Source organism: Ferrimicrobium sp. (assembly GCF_027319265.1).
Classification (GTDB): Bacteria; Actinomycetota; Acidimicrobiia; order Acidimicrobiales; family Acidimicrobiaceae; genus Ferrimicrobium.
Map to the genome: position 1 here is coordinate 41,146 of NZ_DAHVNP010000029.1, position 19,257 is coordinate 60,402.

General features: G+C 57.1%; 18 protein-coding genes, 1 tRNA gene and 1 pseudogene. 10 read left to right on the top strand and 10 right to left on the bottom strand.

The window, feature by feature from the left end:
* The first annotated feature begins 300 nt into the window (after positions 1 to 300).
* Positions 301 to 2,157: a hypothetical protein gene (locus tag M7439_RS03815; RefSeq protein WP_308464383.1), complete on the top strand. Its 1,857-nt coding sequence runs from the start codon at positions 301 to 303 to the stop codon at positions 2,155 to 2,157.
* 31 nt (positions 2,158 to 2,188) lie between these two features.
* Here M7439_RS03815 and M7439_RS03820 read toward each other — a convergent pair whose 3' ends face one another.
* The 3 genes from M7439_RS03820 to M7439_RS03830 form a co-directional block, all read right to left on the bottom strand.
* Positions 2,189 to 3,310, bottom strand: coding sequence for a TIGR04053 family radical SAM/SPASM domain-containing protein (locus M7439_RS03820; protein ID WP_298347068.1), 1,122 nt, complete (start codon positions 3,308 to 3,310; stop codon positions 2,189 to 2,191).
* Between the two features lie 297 nt (positions 3,311 to 3,607).
* Positions 3,608 to 3,680: transfer RNA gene (locus M7439_RS03825), tRNA-Glu, on the bottom strand.
* Between the two features lie 16 nt (positions 3,681 to 3,696).
* Positions 3,697 to 4,854, bottom strand: a complete 1,158-nt coding sequence (locus tag M7439_RS03830) for a hypothetical protein (RefSeq protein ID WP_298347069.1) — start codon at positions 4,852 to 4,854, stop codon at positions 3,697 to 3,699.
* Between the two features lie 214 nt (positions 4,855 to 5,068).
* On the opposite strand from M7439_RS03830, the gene M7439_RS03835 reads away from it, so the two are divergent.
* Positions 5,069 to 5,851, top strand: a complete 783-nt coding sequence (locus tag M7439_RS03835; RefSeq protein ID WP_298347071.1) for an ArdC-like ssDNA-binding domain-containing protein — start codon at positions 5,069 to 5,071, stop codon at positions 5,849 to 5,851.
* 61 nt (positions 5,852 to 5,912) lie between these two features.
* Here the strand turns inward: M7439_RS03835 and M7439_RS03840 are convergent, their stop codons facing one another.
* Positions 5,913 to 7,091 (bottom strand): NAD-dependent epimerase/dehydratase family protein, encoded by a 1,179-nt coding sequence (locus tag M7439_RS03840; RefSeq protein WP_298347072.1) that lies wholly within the window; start codon positions 7,089 to 7,091, stop codon positions 5,913 to 5,915.
* A 677-nt stretch (positions 7,092 to 7,768) separates the two neighbouring features.
* Between M7439_RS03840 and M7439_RS13025 the strand changes: the two genes are divergently transcribed.
* The 4 genes from M7439_RS13025 to M7439_RS03855 all read left to right on the top strand — a co-directional run bounded on the left by M7439_RS13025 (position 7,769) and on the right by M7439_RS03855 (position 9,413).
* Positions 7,769 to 8,008 (top strand): nucleotidyl transferase AbiEii/AbiGii toxin family protein, encoded by a 240-nt coding sequence (locus M7439_RS13025; protein ID WP_366525191.1) that lies wholly within the window; start codon positions 7,769 to 7,771, stop codon positions 8,006 to 8,008.
* A 105-nt stretch (positions 8,009 to 8,113) separates the two neighbouring features.
* Entirely contained in the window at positions 8,114 to 8,470 is a 357-nt protein-coding gene (locus M7439_RS03845; protein ID WP_298347074.1) for a hypothetical protein, read from the top strand.
* Complete coding sequence (locus M7439_RS03850; protein WP_298347076.1) at positions 8,467 to 8,877, top strand: hypothetical protein; 411 nt, start codon at positions 8,467 to 8,469, stop codon at positions 8,875 to 8,877. Before M7439_RS03845 ends, M7439_RS03850 begins: the two co-directional genes overlap by 4 nt.
* Positions 8,878 to 9,002: 125 nt before the next feature.
* Positions 9,003 to 9,413 (top strand): hypothetical protein, encoded by a 411-nt coding sequence (locus tag M7439_RS03855; RefSeq protein WP_298347078.1) that lies wholly within the window; start codon positions 9,003 to 9,005, stop codon positions 9,411 to 9,413.
* A 66-nt stretch (positions 9,414 to 9,479) separates the two neighbouring features.
* On the opposite strand, the gene M7439_RS03860 is transcribed toward M7439_RS03855, so the two are convergent.
* On the bottom strand, positions 9,480 to 10,034 hold the full coding sequence (locus M7439_RS03860) for a uridine kinase (RefSeq protein WP_298347079.1): 555 nt from the start codon (positions 10,032 to 10,034) through the stop codon (positions 9,480 to 9,482).
* 252 nt (positions 10,035 to 10,286) lie between these two features.
* Here M7439_RS03860 and M7439_RS03865 point away from each other — a divergent pair, with 252 nt between their 5' ends.
* Genes M7439_RS03865 through M7439_RS03875 form a run of 3 tightly spaced genes read left to right on the top strand, consistent with a single transcriptional unit; the run spans position 10,287 to position 13,780 of the window.
* Positions 10,287 to 12,023 carry a G1 family glutamic endopeptidase gene (locus tag M7439_RS03865; protein ID WP_308464384.1) on the top strand — a complete coding sequence of 579 codons (1,737 nt, stop codon included), beginning with the start codon at positions 10,287 to 10,289 and terminating at the stop codon, positions 12,021 to 12,023.
* 12 nt (positions 12,024 to 12,035) lie between these two features.
* Positions 12,036 to 12,905: a 3-hydroxyacyl-CoA dehydrogenase gene (locus M7439_RS03870; RefSeq protein ID WP_298347083.1), complete on the top strand. Its 870-nt coding sequence runs from the start codon at positions 12,036 to 12,038 to the stop codon at positions 12,903 to 12,905.
* Positions 12,906 to 12,946: 41 nt separating this feature from the next.
* The gene (locus tag M7439_RS03875; protein WP_298347085.1) at positions 12,947 to 13,780 is read left to right on the top strand and encodes a class I SAM-dependent methyltransferase; all 834 of its coding nucleotides are present in this window, start codon (positions 12,947 to 12,949) and stop codon (positions 13,778 to 13,780) included.
* Between the two features lie 112 nt (positions 13,781 to 13,892).
* On the opposite strand, the gene M7439_RS03880 is transcribed toward M7439_RS03875, so the two are convergent.
* From M7439_RS03880 to M7439_RS03900, 5 genes and pseudogenes are all read right to left on the bottom strand, one after another.
* Positions 13,893 to 14,594 (bottom strand): ABC transporter ATP-binding protein, encoded by a 702-nt coding sequence (locus M7439_RS03880; protein WP_298347086.1) that lies wholly within the window; start codon positions 14,592 to 14,594, stop codon positions 13,893 to 13,895.
* Positions 14,591 to 15,358: an ABC transporter ATP-binding protein gene (locus tag M7439_RS03885; RefSeq protein ID WP_298347103.1), complete on the bottom strand. Its 768-nt coding sequence runs from the start codon at positions 15,356 to 15,358 to the stop codon at positions 14,591 to 14,593. Before M7439_RS03885 ends, M7439_RS03880 begins: the two co-directional genes overlap by 4 nt.
* 204 nt (positions 15,359 to 15,562) lie before the next feature.
* A pseudogene (locus tag M7439_RS03890) lies at positions 15,563 to 16,462 on the bottom strand (branched-chain amino acid ABC transporter permease); the annotation flags it as partial.
* Between the two features lie 4 nt (positions 16,463 to 16,466).
* Positions 16,467 to 17,333, bottom strand: a complete 867-nt coding sequence (locus M7439_RS03895; RefSeq protein WP_298442790.1) for a branched-chain amino acid ABC transporter permease — start codon at positions 17,331 to 17,333, stop codon at positions 16,467 to 16,469.
* Positions 17,334 to 17,425: 92 nt separating this feature from the next.
* Positions 17,426 to 18,550 (bottom strand): ABC transporter substrate-binding protein, encoded by a 1,125-nt coding sequence (locus M7439_RS03900; RefSeq protein ID WP_298347104.1) that lies wholly within the window; start codon positions 18,548 to 18,550, stop codon positions 17,426 to 17,428.
* On the opposite strand from M7439_RS03900, the gene M7439_RS03905 reads away from it, so the two are divergent.
* Positions 18,462 to 18,677, top strand: a complete 216-nt coding sequence (locus M7439_RS03905; protein ID WP_308464385.1) for a hypothetical protein — start codon at positions 18,462 to 18,464, stop codon at positions 18,675 to 18,677. The two genes, M7439_RS03900 and M7439_RS03905, sit on opposite strands and share 89 nt — an antisense overlap.
* The last annotated feature ends 580 nt before the right edge of the window (positions 18,678 to 19,257 follow it).

Sequence of the window (19,257 nt, forward strand, 5' to 3'; positions counted from 1 at the left end):
CATCGAGTAGCTCGACTCGATGTGGTCACGCAAACCCCTCGGCCAGCAGCACTGTGCCCTGGTACGAATGATTTCAGCCGAGAGCGGTTGGTCATAAACCACTTTGCGTGTTGTTTCTCATTGCCTTCCCACCCCAGCATGCAGCTCCCCGCCTCTTCGGTACATTTCCCAATAATTATCACTCTACCCCATTAAGTTATAAGGTATTTTTCTCCGATAATTCTCACTGTAGGCGTTTTCTCCCAATTCGGAGTCGCATTAAGACGCTTACAAGGAGGATGGATCGAAATGGCGCCAAAGATGGCAGTACGGTTGCTCGGAACTCTCGCGATATCTGGAGGCTTGAGTCTCGTCGGAGTGGGGGCAACCAGCACGATGATCACAACAGCTGCACGGGCCACACATCCCGCAGCAGTCAAAACGGTGAAGACTCGCGTCACCGCGGCTTGGCCCATCACGGCCATCGCCGCCAGCGCAAGCGGAAAGGGCTACCTCGTCGCTGCACAAGATGGGGGCATCTTCAACTTCGGCGACGCAGCCTTCGACGGCAACACCTACACGGATGGTCTCACCGGGCTCTCCGGCGCACACCCGCTCGCTGCGCCGATCGTCGGGATGGCCGCGAATCCCACCGGCACCGGTTACTGGCTCGTTGCCAAGGATGGGGGCGTCTTCAACTTTGGAGGCGCAAAGTTCTCTGGTTCCACCTACACCTATGGCATCACCGGCCTCTCGGGAGCGCATGCACTTGCTGCGCCGATCGTCGGGATGGCCGCGAATCCCACCGGGGCTGGTTACTGGCTCGTGGCGGCCGATGGTGGGGTCTTTGACTTTGGAGGCGCGCCCTTTAAGGGTTCCACCTACACCTATGGCATCACCGGCCTCTCTGGAGCGCATCCGCTCTCCGCGCCGATCGTCGCGATCATACCGACGCCAGATGGCGGTGGCTACTGGCTCGTGGCGGCCGATGGTGGGGTCTTTGACTTTGGTAACGCTAAGTTTTTCGGATCGACCTACACGCAGGGCTACACCGGATTAAACGGCAATCACCCGATCAGCGGTCGAATCGTCGGTGGTGCTGCCGCGCCGAACGGCACTGGCTACTGGCTCGTCTCCTCAACCGGAACGGTCTATAACTTTGGTAGTGCACCCAACGAGGGTGACACCATGACGAAGGGCTACACCGGCCTCAGCGGAAATCACCCACTCCCCGCCCCGGTCGTCTCGATCGCGGCCGATCCAGCTGGTACTGGCTACTGGCTTGCCGGCAGCGACGGTGCGGTCTATAACTTTGGTAGTGCACCCAACGAGGGTGACGTGCCAAGCCTGCCAACACCGGGTAACACTTCGTCAGGCAGCGGAGGTGGCCAGGCCACAACAACGACGCAGGCTCCAAATGCGAATACTCCCAATGTCAATACTTCACACCAGAATTCACCTCCTACCAGCGCACTGGTGAATCCTGCCGCTAACATCGCGCCAAGCCCGAACTACTACGCCAGCTGCACCAGCGCTGCCAACGCGGGACAGGTCGCCAATAGCGTCGCCTGTGAACAGAGCGCCGTAGCAGCCCTTGACAACGGTCGTGCCGATCAGGGGCTCCCCGCCATGACTCTGCCCAACAACTTCTACCAACTTCCCGCCATCGATCAACTCTTTGTGCTGGTCAATGAGGAGCGGGTCTCACGAGGTCTGACGCCGGTCTACGGGCTCGTCAACTCACTGAACGCGCTAGCGGCACAGGGTTCTACCGCCAACACCGACCCCCCGATCTCGCAAGCGACCTTCTCCACCGGTCCATGGGCACTCGGGCTCTACGCCAACTGGGCAGAGGACTTCTCCACCGCCGGCAGTATGTATGACTGGATGTATAACGACGGATGGGGTGGCGCCGGCAACACGAGCAACTTGGCGTGCACCAGTCCGACATCGTCTGGTTGTTGGGGACACCGGAGTAACATTCTCGTCCCCAACAGCACTGGCTACACTCCGGTCATGGGAGCTGCCTCCGTAAACGAGTCATCACTCGGCGGCTGGGCTGGTTTCGAGTCGGATGCAACCATCCTCACAGAGGTTGCAAACTCCCAGATCAACACCGTCTCCTACAGCTACACCTGGGCACAGGCAGTAGCCGCGGGCGCCAACCCCCAAACCTAAACCATGCGACTCCACAAGGGCCGTTGTCTTGTTAGACGACGGCCCTTTGGTCGTTTTCGTCGACCATCAAACAGGCTGGATCGGAGGAAAGAGGATCTCCAAACGTGGCAAAGGCCCGCGACCGTGAGCCACCGCAGAGGTCGCGATAGTCACAACTACCACAGCTCCCATGGAACCGGGCTCCCCGTATGTCCCCTAACAGCGGGTTATCGCGATAGATCGACACGAGCGACTGCTCACGCACCGAACCAAGGGTAACCGGGAGGAAGCCGGACGGATACACATCACCGTTGTGAGCGACAAAGATAATACCTTTACCGTCGCGAGTACTGGCCAAGGCGACACGGTTGGCGTGCACAGGAGCGCCGAGGAGGCGTCGCGCCTCTGTGATGAGTTCTCTATAGAGAGGACCGGTCGTTGCGTTCCCCTCTTGACGTTCGCGAACCACCCTCCGAAAGAAGGGGGCCTCAACGGTACGAACCACCAGTCCATAGCCGCTCATGTCATAGAGAAAGTTGGCGACATCCTCATTCTCCTGGGGAGACAACGAGAGCATCGAGACACCACGACCCACCTCGATCACAAAAAAGACTTCCCAGATCTTGATACCCTTCGAGACAAGAAACGCAACGATCTGCGGCAGCTCATGAACGGTATCCACCATGACGGTCGAGTTGATCTGTACCGTAAATCCCCACCGAGTGAGACGGTCGATTGCCTCCGCCGTCTGCGCGAAGTGGCCATCGACCCCTCGAATCGAATCATGAACCGCACCAACCCCATCGAGCGAGATGGAGACCGATCGGACACCCAACCCTCGCAACTCTTCGGCCCGTTCCTCTGAGAGCAGGTGGCTCACCGCAGGGGCGAGGGCAACACGCACGCCACGAGTCTTGGCAGCGACGATCAGTTCATCGAGATCTGTCCGCATCAAGACATCGCCACCGGTCATGATCAAGATAGGACTCGGCTGGCCAAAACTAGCGATCTGATCGATAAGGTCGATACCCTCCTCGGTGGTGAGCTGATCGGGCAGGCCACAAGAGATCGCATCCGCTCGACAGTGTCGACAAGCCAGCGGGCACGCCTTCGTGGTCTCCCAAAAGACCAGTTGTGGCGTCTGATCGTAACGAGCATCTCGTGCAGTTTTCATCGTGGATAGCACCATCCACCTCCATCCCGTAGCGGTGATCTAGCGGATTGGATCACCCCAGTTGGTGATCGAACCCCATAGGTTATGGTAAACCTGGTCTCCAGCGCTTCAAGAGGATCAGTGCAGAAAATGGACCTTTGGCCCTACGAGCTCTCATCCTTTGCCACAGGCCAGGCGGTGATGACGAAGCCGCTTGGACATGCCTTCGCCTATCCTCGATGGCCGAAAAGGGCCAGGAGGACCGACCAGCCTACGGCCACACCTCGGTCGTTCGGTGATTGCTGTACGCGAGCGAAGTACCCCCAACGGGATTTGAACCCGTGTCGCCGCCGTGAAAGGGCGGTGTCCTAGGCCGCTAGACGATGGGGGCTCGGGACCCAACTACTCTAGTCGGAGGTCGCGAATCTCCAGGTTGTACCCTCGGCACTATCCTCAAGGAGAATGCCACACGCCGCCACCCCGTCACGAATCTTGTCAGAGGCCGCGAAATCCTTGGCCGCGCGTGCGCTGGCCCGAAGCTCGATGACGAGTTGAAGGAGCGGATCGAGCAACGCTTTGCGATCAACGAACCCGTCCACCAGTGCGGCATCGAGTTCCCCAACCATCGACATCGCCTCCTCGGTCTGCCCCGCTGCGATCGTGGCCGCCAACTCAGTCATGGCTTGGTCGACACGATAGGCGCCCAGGGCCTCTCGAAAGCGCTGCTGTGCCGAGTTTGTCTCTTGCACCACTGTCCGCTGGGATAACGGTGTATCTTGGCGGTGAGCGAGTCCGAGGGAGTCGACATCAAGCACCGAACCGGATGGATACTCCTGGACCTGGCCATCACGGCGAAGCGTTAAGAGTCCCTTTCCGAGCACCTCCACGCGGCCCGTCGCGTCGATCGTGACACAGGTATGCTCATCGATACCGATGACCGGTACTCCATCGGGCAACTCTGCTTCAAGCATCCGCAGGCGACGATCGCCGATATAACAAAAGCGCGTGTCGTGGGTCGCCCCTTCATGGTTATCAAAGTGGGGCACAACGGCTGCCTCGATCCCAAAGACGCTCAAAAGATCGAGTCCATCCTGCCAAAAGGGATCGCTCCCTGCCTTGTAGATCTCATAGACCGGGATGGAGTAACGCCCGGTGGTCACCGCCGCCGCACTAGCAAAACAGAGGGTCACATCGCGAGCTAACTGCTCCTGCAAAATCTTTGCCGCACCGACCTGGTGCAAGTTCCCGAGCGCATAGCTAGGGCTACCAGGTCCAGCAAAGATGTAGTTCGCCGACTCTAACTCCCGGCGAAAACGCGTTACCTCCAACGCATCTGCATCCTTCGCACGTCGCAACGAAGCGACTCCAAGGTCCGTGAGAAGACTCTCAGCAAAGAAGCTCTGTGCCTTCTCGGTTAACTCATCGGCGTTCTCCTGGAACCCATAGGTGGTATCAATCAGGACCGCGCGTGCCGGCGTCTCGAGCGAGTCAAGAAGGGCGCGGTGAACCTTGACCATCGAAGGAGCGGTCTCTCCAGATCCCATCAGTGCAATGCGGGCTGACAATGTTTCCTACTCTTTCTTTACGGTGGCTTTGCCTCTACCCTAACGAATTTGAGCCCTGCCTCATTCCGTCATGGGCACCACGCCCTGGGATCCGCGCTCTGATTCCGATGTTGTCAGAGCCAACGACTAGGTGTAATGATCGACGTCGGTTACGTCTTCGCCCTTGGTGGCCTCTCGAAGCACACAACTTCCAAGGATACAAAAGGGAAGAGGAATGCCGATCACCGTCACACTACTCGAAGATGCGCTACGCGCACTGGCCATCGAAGGCGAATGGGAAAGATACCTCAAGATACAGGCACGCTTTCGTACCTACAGTGCTCGTAATGCACTCCTCATTGCACGACAGTGCCCCGGTGCCACGCACGTCGCCGGTTACCGCACCTGGCAATCTCTCGGCCGCCAGGTGATGAAGGGTTCTCGAGCCATCAAGATCGTCGCACCCATCAAACACGAGGATGGCAACGTGGGTTTTCGCACCGTCTCAGTCTTTGACCTCAGCCAGACAGCGGGAGCCGCCTTGCCCGCAACCCCTCAGCTCCTCGTCGGTGAGGACCAGGCTGGGATCTTCGACGCCCTGGTGGCTGTGGCCAAGAGTCAGGGTTTCGTAGCGTCACGAGGGGACCTACCTGATGGCATCAATGGGCTCTGCTCCCATCTCGCCCGAACGATTACGATCTCAGCGACCCTCCCGGCGCGCCACCAGGCCAAAACGCTCGCTCATGAACTCGGGCATGCTCTCTTACACGGAGAAGTGGGGGTAACCCGGGCAATCGCAGAATTCGAGGCCGAATCCGTCGCCTATCTAGTCTGTCATGCCTTTGGCATCGAGAGTGCGAGTTATACCTTTGGCTACATCATGCAGTGGGCTGGTGGACCCACCCAAGCACTCGAGGCAATCCTCACCTCAGGTGAGCGCATCCGCACCGCCGCCGAGGTCATCGTCGACGCAGCCCAGCATCACCTCGATCGCTCGATCTCACAACAGGTCGCCTAGCCGACTCGACTCTGCGATGATCACCCTTTGCACTACTCCCATAGATACCGATGGACGGTTACTATCGCCTTCCCATATCCTTACGCCAGAGTGAACGAGCAAGGATTTTCGAGTCATCCACTCGGAAGGCATACTTGCCAGCCACTTCGCGCACCTCTGCCATCAGCCCATCCGAGAGTGTCGTCGGATTCAGACCCAGTTCAAGGAAGGTATGGTTATCCACACGAAGGGTATTCTCGTCAGCCTCAAGCCTCGGATTCGCAAGGTACTCGATCTCAACCCCGGTGCGCTCAGCCACCAAGGCCGCGAGATCGCGAACCCGGTGGGTCTCGGTGACTTGGTTGAGAATACGGGGTCGCTCGCCCGCCTCCGGCGGATTGTCGATCGCCAACTCGATGCAGCGAACGGTGTCGGTGATGTGAATAAAGGCCCGTGTCTGACCACCGGTACCGTGCACAGTCAGCGGATGCCCGATCGCCGCTTGCATCAAGAAGCGATTCAAGACCGTTCCGTAGTCACCGTCGTAGTCAAAGCGATTGATCAGGCGCTCATCCACAGTCGTCTGTGGTGTCTGCGTCCCCCACACGATCCCTTGGTGTAAATCCGTGACACGAAGACGATCATTCTTCGCGTAGAAGGCAAACATCAGCTGATCGAGGGTCTTGGTCATGTGATACACCGACCCGGGGCTCGCGGGATGGAGGATATCACGCTTGACGACTCCACTCGGCGTCTCAAGCATCACCTCAAGGTAGCCCTCCGGGATGAGAGAATCATCTGACCAACCGTACCCATAGACCCCCATGGTGCCGAGATGGACGAGATGCACGGGCAGCTCAGTATCGGCGATCGCCGCTAAGAGGTTATGGGTCGCGCGAATATTGTTGTCAACGGTGTAACGCTTGGCGTCGATCGAGCGCATCGAGTAGGGCGCGGAGCGCTGCTCAGCGAAGTGGACGACCGCATCCGGTCGCTCCTCGAGAAGGAAGGCACGCAGACGATCAAACTCCGTGGCGAGGTCCATAAAATGGGTGCGAATAACCTTGCCGGAGATCTCTTCCCATGCACTGGTTCGCACGCTCAACGGAGAGATCGGGGTGAGTGACTCGGTCTCCATCTCGACATCGATCTTGCGACGGGAGAGGTTGTCGACGATAATCACCTCGTGATCACGAGAAGAGAGGTGAAGTGCAGTCGGCCAACCGCAGAAGCCATCGCCACCAAATACCACTATTTTCATGTCTGCTCACTTCCATTACTCGATGGGCATTACCAGCCCCAAAGCAGTTCGGTCTTTCGTGCCTTCAAGTACGAAAGCTCGATTCGGCAATGCGCCACCGTCTCCTAGCAAGGATAGTGTCCATCTTGACTCGATAACCCGCAAACATAGGTTTCTTGTCGCCTTAGATCGCCATCGGACGAATACTATCACTTGTCATCGAGCGTTGAGTCGATGAACATGTTAGGAGTTTGTGGTTGCACAGACGGCAGACGCCGAGGACCGGGTCGTCAACTGCAGCCTGGACACCAATGGGGCAGAAGAGCGATCGGGTCCCATCCGACTCTGCTGCTACCAACAGCGTCAATCAAGGCGAAAACTTTTTGAGCAATACTCGCTAAGTGAGCAAATCGGCTCGCCCCATACACCTAAGGTCAGATTTGGCAAACAGTGCCAGTAACGTGTTCCAATGGAAGAGTTGTAGCTCGCACCTCGCATACGAATCGCCTCGCCTAACCAATACCATAGTGAACCAGTCAGCACAGATGGGTTCCGGCAGGCATCAATCGACACCCGTTACGGTCCATCTCCTGGGACAGCCACTTCCCTATCCATCTTGGGCGCTAGAATACGTAGTGGGGAACCAGGTATTAGTGTCATCACACGAGCCAGTGTCTACCATGGCGTGAAGGGAAGCGATGCGGCCGTGCACCATAGATGAGTCGGTTTTGCCAGAGGGTGTTGCTGATGTCGCCTCTACTCTGTCTCGGTGGTCTCCTTCGGAAGCGTTTTATCTCTCGGAAGGCACTGCGCTCGCCCTGCAACTAGGCCACCGGCAGTCGAGAGACTTAGACTTCTTCACCAGGGCTCCACTTCAGCGACTTCCCCAGCTGGCAGATCTCGAACGTAGTATAAGGACAAATTATTCGTTCGAATAGATCCTTCGAACCCCTGAACAGCAAGAGTTCCGAGTTGACGGAATAGCCACCACCTTGTTGGCTTATCCGTTCCAGCATCGCGATGGTTTCTGTAGTTGGCGTGGATTGTGGGTTGCAGACCCACGTGATATCGCCATTCAAAAAGCCTATACCACCGGGCGTCGGGCCGTAGCTCGGGACTATGTCGACCTACACGCGCTACTCTGCATGGCGCAGACTATATCGCTTGGCGACCTCTTACAGGCTGCACAGATTGTCTACGGCGGAAGCTTTTCTTCGCGACTATTTCTACGACAACTGACTGACGAGAGTGATCTTATCGACGTTGATGACGCGATCCCTCTGCTGATCTCACCGTACCCTTTCAGGGCCATCATGGACGACTTGCAATCGCTCATTCGCGACTGGTTAAACGCCGAACTTGGCGAAACCGCCCCATCGAATTCGGACGATACGCAATGAGACTTCCCAAAGCACTCGGTTACCCTTTTTATCGCTATCGAACCGACAATATCGATACCAAGAGACACTTCAACCTCATCGTGATGACGGTCCTCAACGATGGGTCGCTCGATGATTGGCGATGGTTGTTTGCCTGCTACGGCTGGCAACAGATTCGAGACTGGGTTGCCGACTCCCAAAACTCCCGCTCTCTCAGTCCCGAGATGGAGACGTTCTGGACTCGCATGCTACTTGCTACACCACGCAAGCGAGATCGCTGGGCAGGCGGAAACGGCGTGCGCGTCCCCAATCCGCAGGTAGCTACCTGGTTGGAGGAGGCTGAGAATGCCCTCACAGCGTGTGCCGACAACAACGCCGAGTCGATCATCTCAATGCCCACATCGAATGCCAAGGTTAATGACCTCTGACCTCATGCTGCATCCAATACGGTGAGCCGAACTCAATTGTCTAGAGAACCGTTGCGCCGATCCACAGATGCAACTGGGTATCATACTTCGACAAATCTCGTGTTCTGCGTTAGGCTAGCCAAGCAATGAGACGAATTCTCCTTGTGGTAGCCGCGTCCCTCTTGCTGAGCGCCTGTGGCTCAGTCAGCGTCGCCAGCCACGAGCTCCCAGCGAACCACGGCTGGGTTCTCTCCTGCTCGAAGCAGAGACTCAGCGAGCCTTCCTTCTTCATCCTTGACTGCGCAACCTCGTCTCTTCTCATGGCCGACACCACTTGGACGAGTTGGGGCGCTCGCACCGCCACAGGAGTTGGCAGACTTGGTGTCGTGCCCTGTACTCCAGTCTGCAAAGTGGCTTCGATGGACTTCTATCCGCACACCGACGTCACCCTTTCGGACCCCATCACCGTCGACGGTGACGCAAGAATCTTCCACCATGTCACCCTCAGCTATACATTCGAAGGTAAGCACTACACCTTAAGCCGATCGCTTTCTTAGGGCTCTTCGTTGGTCGTTACGACCAGTATCAACGTTGGTCGTTACGACCAGTAGCAACGTTGGTCGTTACGACCAGTCAACTGAGCCGTCGACCACGATGTCTGCACGCACATCGGGGCGTTCCGCATCAAAATAGCGGTCCTCGTCACGCATCCATTGCACCCAGTAATCACGCGCATCTTCCCCATCGCGAGCAAGACCGCGCCTCAGCCGCTCCGCACGAGGAGTCTCCACCCAAATCGTCACGGCAAGAGCATCGCGAAACTGATGGCGTGAAGACGCTACCCCTTCAAGAATCACGTACTCAGCAGGAGGGACCGTTATCCACTCAGCGAGCTCCCGTGCCAACCAGTCGTATCGCTGGTAGCACGCCGGCATGTCCAGCATCAGAGGTTCTAGTACCTGTTCCCGTAGACGCTGCCACCAATCGAGGCTGTTTTCCCACGAGGCGAAATCATCCGTGTGAATCACTGCACAGTCATCAAGGACCGCCGAGATAACGGCCGCCAATGTCGTCTTACCTGCTCCACCGAGACCATCGATGGCAATAATACGGGTCTCGAACGTGGCCGGTGAGTTGGAATGCTCAATCAATTCGATCAGCCGCTCTAACTGTGACATCCTACCTCTTCCATCCTTGCATCAGCTTGCCTGCGCATCCAAGTGTAACTCGCTAGCTTCGGCACAGAAGGTCCCGTCGGTCCAAGAAGCATGCGATAGTCGCGTGGGACGACCTCTCAACACGACGGTCAATCTGAGAGCTCCGAGCGACAAGGAGAGAATGTCAGCCGAACAGATGCGAACATGAGCACTAGAATGGCCCACAGCAGCGGGGGCTCGGGTAGCCAATTTCAACAAAAGGGAAACAGGTCCATGGCGGGTCAACCGAGACAGAGCGAGAAAATGCGTCGTACCTTCCTGGCTATGGTTCTTCTTATCGCACTGTTTGCACTGCTGAGTCTCTCGAATTCCTCTACATCGACGATGCCCAGGGGGACGATGCCCAGGGGGACGAAACTCAGCGCCAGTACCACCACCGCAGGACCGGGCTACTACCTTGCCGGTAGTGGTGGGGCGACTTACGCCTTCGGGGCACCGTCCTATGGCTCCACTTACACCTATGGACTCACTGGTCTTGGTGGAGCACATCCACTCGCTGCTCCGATCGTGGCAATCATCCCGACTCCAAACGGCAAGGGCTATTGGCTGATCGCCAAAGACGGTGGGGTCTTTGACTTTGGCGATGCAAACTTCTATGGCTCCACCTACACCTATGGACTCACTGGTCTTGGTGGAGCACATCCACTCGCTGCTCCGATCGTGGGCGGTGTCGCCACCAAGGATGGTCGAGGGTATTGGCTCGTGGCGGCCGATGGTGGGGTCTTTGACTTTGGCGATGCAAACTTCTATGGCTCCACCTACACCTATGGAATCACTGGTCTTGGTGGAGCACATCCACTCGCTGCTCCGATCGTGGGGATGGCGGCAGTCCCGAATGGTGGCGGGTATTGGCTCGTGGCGGCCGATGGTGGGGTCTTTGACTTTGGCGATGCAAACTTCTATGGCAGCCTCGGAGGGCAGAAAATCTCTGCCCCCATTGTTGCCGTTGCCGTCGCCGGGCAATCCAGTCCCACGGTCTCCACCACAGCATTGCCAGGTGCGATCGTCGGTCAACCTTACACGAGTTCGATCGACGTGAGCGGCGGGGATGGCACCGTGACGGTTGCAGCAACTGGCCTACCGGCGGGACTCTCGATCACCCCGAATGGCACCCTTGAGGGGACACCGGACGTCGCCGGGCTGGCATCTGTTACTATTACCGCCACCGATTCCCATGGCACTACCACCACCCAATCGATTGAACTCTCCGTCACCAATCCCCTCCAGGGCCAGTTGTCAAGCGCCACCCCACAGGCATCCTCCAACTGGGCTGGCTACTACGTCGAGCCTGGTAGCTTCGACGCCATCACCGGCACCTTTACCGTGCCTTCGCTCGCGGCGAATCAGCCAGCATACTGCGACAGCGGACAACCGACCCCTGGTTGCTCACTCTCGGAGTGGGTGGGAATCGATGGAGCGACCAACAGTTCACTGATTCAAGCTGGCGTTGAGCTGACACCACAAGGTGATGGTACTACCTACCAGATCTACCCATGGTGGGAGATTCTGCCCAACGTCCAGACCAATGTCAACTCTCTCTCTGTCGCCGCTGGCAACCAAGTCACGGTGAATATCTTTAAGACCATGAACGCGAACAACTGGGAGATTCAGATCATCAATGACACCACCGGTGCGAGCTTCACCACCACGCAACCCTACAACGGTCCGGGTGCATCAGCCGAGTGGATCACTGAGGCCCCCTCAACCACTAGCGACACAATCCTTAATGTCCCTACGCTGAACTCTCCAGTCAACTTCACCAACCTTGGCATAGGCACCACCGGCTCAATCTCGGATGAGGTACAGACCTATCTCTGCCAAGTACTCCCTGTTCAGCCGGGGACGCTCGCCGGTGATAGTTTCCAAGTCACCCAACTCGCTGGTACTCCCCAGAGTGGCCCCTGTTCCAACGGAGCACTCGTGAACTCCACCGCTGTTCTTCATGAGTAGTACGCTTGGCCTATGAAGTCTTTTACACACGTGATGGTCGCTGGTCTTGGGGTATTGGGTGCACAGATCGCCTACCAGGTCGCCTATTCAGGAGCAAGCGTCACCGGCTATGACATCAATGCCAAGGCCTTGGCTGCTGGTCGCCAACGTCTCGAACAGCTACGAGACCGCTATGCTCGCAACCCTGGTACGCATGGTGCAGATGCTGCTGGAGTTGCCTTCGATCGGATCAAGCTCACCAGCGAGCTCAAGGAGGCTGCGACCGGCGCTGAACTCGTGATCGAGGCGGTGCCTGAGAGTCTAGAACTCAAGTGCAGCTTCTACCGGCAACTTGCCCCGCTCCTCTCGCCTACGACCGTCATTGCGACCAACACCTCGACGCTGTTGCCAAGTGACCTTGCCGAATCGACGGGGCGGCCTGATAAGTTTCTCGCGTTGCATTTTGCCAACGAGGTCTGGATTCACAACACGGCCGAGGTCATGGGGACATCGGCGACCGATCTGACCATCTATCAACGAGTCGTCCAGTTTGCCACCGAGATCGGGATGGTCCCCATCGAGATCAAGAAGGAGCAGGCTGGCTATCTCCTCAATTCGTTGCTCGTCCCCTGGCTACAGGCTGCCAGCAGTCTCTTTATGCGGGGCATCGCCGAACCCGAGATGATCGATATGACCTGGCGAACCGCGACCGGTGCGCCAAGCGGACCCTTCCAGATCTTTGATGTGATCGGCATCCGAACCGCCTATGCGGTCTCGATCGCCGGTGATCAGACGCAACAAGAGTTTGCTACCTATCTGAAGGAACACCTTCTCGATCAGGGAAAACTTGGGAAGGAATCTGGTGAGGGCTTCTACCACTACCCTCCAAAGGCCGAAGACTAACCGAATGCGCCGACGCAAGAGTGCCGTGTCTGAACCGCGCTATGTCTGAACCGCGCCGTCCCCGTCGAGTCGATCATCACTACTTGAACGACCATGCCTATGTGGATTCGAGTCGACTTGGGGCCCGGATCGCCATCTATGACTACCAGAGCCCAAAAATCGACCTCGAATACGAGGTGCTCAACGCATGTGCTCCCGTAGAGAACCTTCGCATCCTCGACGTAGGAAGTGGCAATGGACGCCACGGGCGGGCCCTGACCCGAGCCGGTGCTCATGTCCTTGCCACCGATCTCTCGAAGGGAATGCTAGGAGGCGTGGATGGCGTCTGGGCCAGAGCCCAGTCGGATGCAGAGGCGCTACCCATCGCGACTGGCTCCGTTGACCGAGTGCTCGCCGCCCATATGCTCTATCATCTTCCCCGCCCTCGAAACGCGATCGCGGAGTTTGCACGGGTGCTCAACTCGGCGGGGCGACTCATCGTCACCTCCAACACCGAATCACATCTGATCGAAGCACGGCTGCTCTGGGGCGAGCTCCTCGACGACCGCGGACTTGACACGACCAATTCGGATCTGTCACTGATGAATCTCGAGTTACCCACCGACCGCCTCCTGGCAGAGGTGCAGGAGAGTTTTATCGACGTCGACTATCGCCTACTCGCCGGTTCCATCACCCTATCCGAGCCAGCAGCGCTCGTCAGTTATGCCGCCTCAACAACGGCGGCGATGGCGACCAATGAACTTGGCTACGACCTCTTACCAGCCTTCGGTGAACGGATCCGCGAACACATCGTGCGCGAGGGCGAGTATCGGCTCACCACCGAGGTCATTCTCGTGACCGCGGCCACAAAGCGCACGTCCATCGCCTCCAACTAGCAAAATTGATGGGACCGCTACGATTCGCTCCACGCCGATCTTCACAACGAACTCATTCGCTGTCGATCACAACCCACCAAGAGAAGGACCAGCTCCGGGCCGTGGCCGAATACTAGACACCGAGCAGATGACGCGCCTCATCACTCGAGCGAAGGTCAACAGCCGTCGCCTCAAGACGGATCCTTCCCTTCTCAAGGACATAGCCTCGGTCGATGATGGAGAGGGCAAAACCCATGTTCTGCTCACTGATCAGCATCGACATACCAAGGTCCTTGAGTTCATGGAGCTGTCGCCCGACCTCTTCCACAATGGTGGGGGCAAGGCCTTCAGAGGGCTCGTCGAGGAGCAGGAGCTGAGGATTGCCGAGCAGGGCCCTCCCCAGCTTGACCATCTGCGCCTCTCCACCCGAGAGTACGCCAGCCCGACGATCCATCAGCATTGCAAGCTTTGGAAAGGCCGCGACGACACGGTCGATATCCCAGGCGGTCTCGCTCTTGCGCGCAGCCTTAGCGGCCAAGACCAAGTTCTGTCGCACCGTGAGATCTCCAAAGACCCGCCTCCCACTCGGGACCAGTCCCACTCCCATATTCGCGATCCGATACGCCGGCTTTCCCTGGATCTGGGTACCTTCAAAACTCACCGTTCCCGAGCGAGGTGGGGTCAGACCCGTCACGCTGCGAAGAGTCGTCGTCTTTCCTGCCCCATTACGACCCAAGAGTCCAACCACTTCACCCGCCTCGATCGCGAGAGAGACGCCTTGCAGGACATGGCTGCGGTCATAGTAGGTGTTGATGGAGTTCAGTTCTAAGATCACGAAAGCCCCTTACTAAACTCAGACGTACCCAGATACACCTCAACTACGGTTGGGTTCTTGCGGATCTCATCCGGCGACCCCTCAGCAATCGTCTGTCCCTGGTGCATGACCGTCACGACATCGGCGAGCGAGAAGACAACGCTGACATCATGTTCCACAATGAGCACCGTAATGCCGTTCGTCTCCACAAGTTCCCTGACCAAGTTCACCGCTCGCGAAGTCTCCGACGGAGACATCCCTGCCGTTGGCTCGTCGAGCAGCAACACCTTGGGTTTCATCGCCAACGCCAGAGCGACCTCCAAGGCACGCTGGTCACCATGGGAGAGATCACGTGAAGTTGCCTGCGCGAGCCCCGACAGTCCCACCTGATCAAGGAGGGAGGCCACTTCCTCGTCGACGTCACGAGCAAACTTGCCAAAGAGCTTCTCGGAATGTCGCCGTCGCGACGTGACCGCCACCTCAAGGCACTCACGCACACTCAATCGCCAAAAGACATTGGTGGCTTGAAAGGCACAACCGAGCCCACGCATCATCAGCTTGTGGGTCGACAGACCCGTGATGTCGCGTCCATCGAGGGTGACCTTTCCGGATGTTGGACGTAACTCACCGATGATCAGGGAAAATAGCGTCGACTTCCCTGCCCCATTTGGGCCGATGACGGCACGAATCTCACCAGGCATGACTGCGAACGAAACGCCATCAACTGCTCGAAAACCGTCAAACTCTTTAACCAGGGAGTCCACAGCGAGGATCGGCTCCACCATCTCAGTCCCCCCATTCTCGTCAACGGGTCTGTCATCAACGGCGTTATCGTCAAAGATCTTCTCATCGAAGACGTCATGCGCGGCTAACCCCTCGGCATCTTCCGGAACAGGAGTCCTGCGTCCAAGCCTGGTCAACACAAACCGTTTGATCGGGCTCCCTAGTCCAATGAGCCCGTCTGGGGCAAGTAGGACGACACCGACGAGCACGATTCCGAGCACCAACTCCCACTGCGAGGTGTATTGGCTGATCTCAAGCTTGCCGACCTCGAAGATGACGGCCCCGATGACGGGACCCATAAAACTCCCAATGCCGCCAACTAAGGCTGCCAGTAAGGGGTTGCCCGCCTCGAGCCAGTTGAACAGGTGTGGATACGCCGAGGAGTTTTGGACAACCAACAGAGCCCCGGCGATCCCCGCGCCAGCACCGGAGATCACAAAACCGATCAGCTGGTGTTTGTACACATTGACCCCCACCGCAGCCGCTCTTCGCCGGTTCTCGCGAATCGACTTCAACGTCACCCCAAAGGGGGAGATCATGATGAAGTACATGATCGCTATCGCGATGAGCGCGATGAAGAGGTAGCCAGAGGTCACTCCCGAGATATTCTGTGGCACCATATTCCCAAAGATCCCCGTTGCCCCTTGGGTGTAGCTATAGGCCTGTTCGACGATGGTATGTACTAACTACGTGAAGGCCAAGGTCACCAGTGCAAAGAACCACCGCCGCGTACGCAGGGCAATGAGACCAACCGGAACCGCCGCTATCGCTCCCAGAATGGGGGCGAGAATGAAGAGCATCCAGAACGGTAACTTATAGTGGTACCAGCCAAGGGCAAGGGTATAGGCACCGACTCCATAAAACAGAGACTGTCCAAAGGTCACCAGGCCGCTGTAGCCGACCACGATATTGGTAGATACAGCGAACACTGCCATGATGAGCACCGACTCCAAGATCGAGATCTGCCCTGAGCTCAGCACGAAGGTGGCGACGATTAACAGGCCAATCCCAATGAGGGCCCAGACTAAGGGTCCCCGATCGACCTTGGCCGTTCCAGCGATGCCACCTGCTGGGGCCGCTGGCTTGCGTGATCGAACAATCGCCATCGTGTTAGTCTCCTGTTCCGGCACGGCCAAAGATGCCACTCGGCCGCACCACGAGCACCACAATCATCACGACATAGACGCTGATGGGAGCGAGAGGCGGCAGATAACGAGCACCAAAGGCATCGACGAGTCCGATCAAAACAGCAGCCACCGCAGCACCCGAGATCGAACCCAGGCCGCCGATGACCGAAATAATAAAGGCATCGATGAGAATGGACTGGTCGAGACCTGCGGAGATCGAGATCTGCGGAGCCGCGATTGCACCAGCGATCCCAGCGAGAAGCGCTCCAAAGGTAAAGACAAAGAGGTAGATCCGCGAGACATTCACCCCGGTCGAGGCCAACAACTCGTTGTCCTCCACCGCAGCTCGGATCTTCCACCCGAGCGTCGTGAAGCGCAACAGTGCAAACATCACGAAACCCACCGCGAGTGCGACCACGATAATAACTACCGAGTACTTCGGGAACGACTGCCCAAAGACGGAGAGGCTGCCCGCAACCGACGGAGCAGCCGACACCGTGCGATCCGATGATCCCCAAATCAGGAGACCGAGATCTGCAAAGACATAGAACAACCCAAAGGTCGCCAGCATCTGCGAGAGATGTTCACGACGATAAAGGCGTCGCATGACGGTGACCTCGACGAGAACACCTAACGCGGCAATCACAAGGGGCGCGATAATCAACGCACCCCAAAAGTGCAGCTCGGAGCTTGACGCCCCGACCACGGTAGAGACAACAAACGCCGAATACATGTAGAAGCTGCCATGAGCGACATTGATGAGACGAAGCGAACCAAAGATGAGCGTCAGTCCTGCACCAACGAGGAACAGGGTCCCAGCCTCAGCAAGTCCGGTCAAGATGGTAACCAATACACTTCCCAAGTAGCGTGTCCCCCTTCATGTTCACACAGGTGATGGAGCGCACCAAGCTGCACGCTCCATCACCTGGGATTTCCGGTCCGTTAACCTCGGAGCTTAAGCGCCTGTGAACAGGACATCAGGGTCTTGGTTGGGCTCGACACGAACAGGTCGGTCAACAACGGGAAGCCATACTTTGCTGAGACCGTACTGGCCACCTTCCCAAAGTAATCCGGTACGACCGCCTGGTTATCACAGGCCTGGAACTGGAAGCTGCCTTTGAGGGTATGAACCGTATCACCCTTCAACGCCGCCGAGACCGCATTGCCGGTAAAGGACTTTGCCTTCTCTACCCCCTGCGCCCAACTCTGCACCGCCGAATACCCCAACACGCCCCACTCTGAAGGCCACGAGCCATACAAGGTATGGAACTGATTGGTAAAGGTCTTCATCGCCGCCGTCTTGATAGCGAAGAACGGAGCTCGGTCATTGAGGTAGAGGTTCTTCGTCGGCGTTGACTTGCCCAAGGCCAGCAGCGTATCGGTACCCGTTGGGCCAAACACCGCCGTCTTCGAGAAGAGATTGTAGCTCTCCGCCTGTTTGATGAACGTGACCTCATCTCCACCGAAGATCCCCAGGAAGATCATCTGCGGATGCGTGGCTAACGCAGCGGAGATCGCTGAAGTGAAGCTCGGCTGACCGATCTGGGTATAACTCGTTCCAAGGTTATCGAGCTTGATACCAAGACTCTTCATCGAAGCCTGAAACGAATCAATGTCGTCCCGGCCAAAGGAATAATCAGGCGTAATGAAGTAGTACCGGCGGTATGGCAATTTCGATAAGTACTGGGCAGCACCCAACGGCTCCATGTAGGTATTCGGCTGCAACTGGAATGCATACTTTGAATAATCGGTGGTCACAGTAGCGATATCGTTACCATTCCAGATCATCAATGGTAATTGATACTTTGTTGCCAACGACTCCATGGCACCGACGGTTGAACTGGTAGACGCGCCGAAGAGCGCGGACACATGGTCATCCTGAATAAGGCTCTGGGTATTTGAGATGGCGGTCGGTACCGATGCGTTATCGTTACGAAAATCGACCAACACCTTTTTGCCGAGGAGACCCCCGCTCTTGTTGATCGCGTTAACCGCCATCGTCATGCCATCATCACCGTCGACACCGGACTCACCAAAGAATCCACTGGTCGCGGTATCGACACCAATGGTGACCGTCTCAGTGAACTTGCTCTTCGAACTCGATGAGCTTGTAGAGCTGCTAGAGCTGCTCGAACCTCAAGCGGCGAGTAGCGCAGCGGCCATGGCTACACCGGCGATTGCAACGACGCGTTGACGTGACTTCTTGAACTTCTTCGTCATACTGACTTTTCCCCCTACAGCTATCCACAAAGGCCATGAATCGTTAGATTCTGCATCCTTTGCGATCATCCCCATGATCAATAGAGCCGTTTTACTCGCCTCATTGCGAATCTCGCGAACGCCAGTGAGCGATCAACATCAAGCTCGGTTCCCCACTTGGTTATCATTACAGATACTTGCCCGTAACACAATTGTCAACTTCTGCCAACAAAAGTGTAATAAAGAAAACGATTCATAGATTACCAAACAGTAACTTTACGCCATGACTGCAGTCTTATTTAGTACAATTAGTACAAACTAGCCAAAGCTGCCTTGGAGTAAAATCGCCGGATTTGGGTCTGCGATCGGCTTCCCCATAACCGTCATCGTTTGAGGAGAAGCGAGGCCTTTTTGGCCACGCTCAGTGCCAGCAGCGACCGGGAACCGGAGCTTCAGCTGGTGAGGCGCGTCATTGTGTCAACTTAGAACAGCCGCAACGGCCAACGTATCGGACCCTGTCAGCACGCGCGCAGCAGATTCTGAGCTCGTGGGCACTCCAATGTACCCGAGCGGAA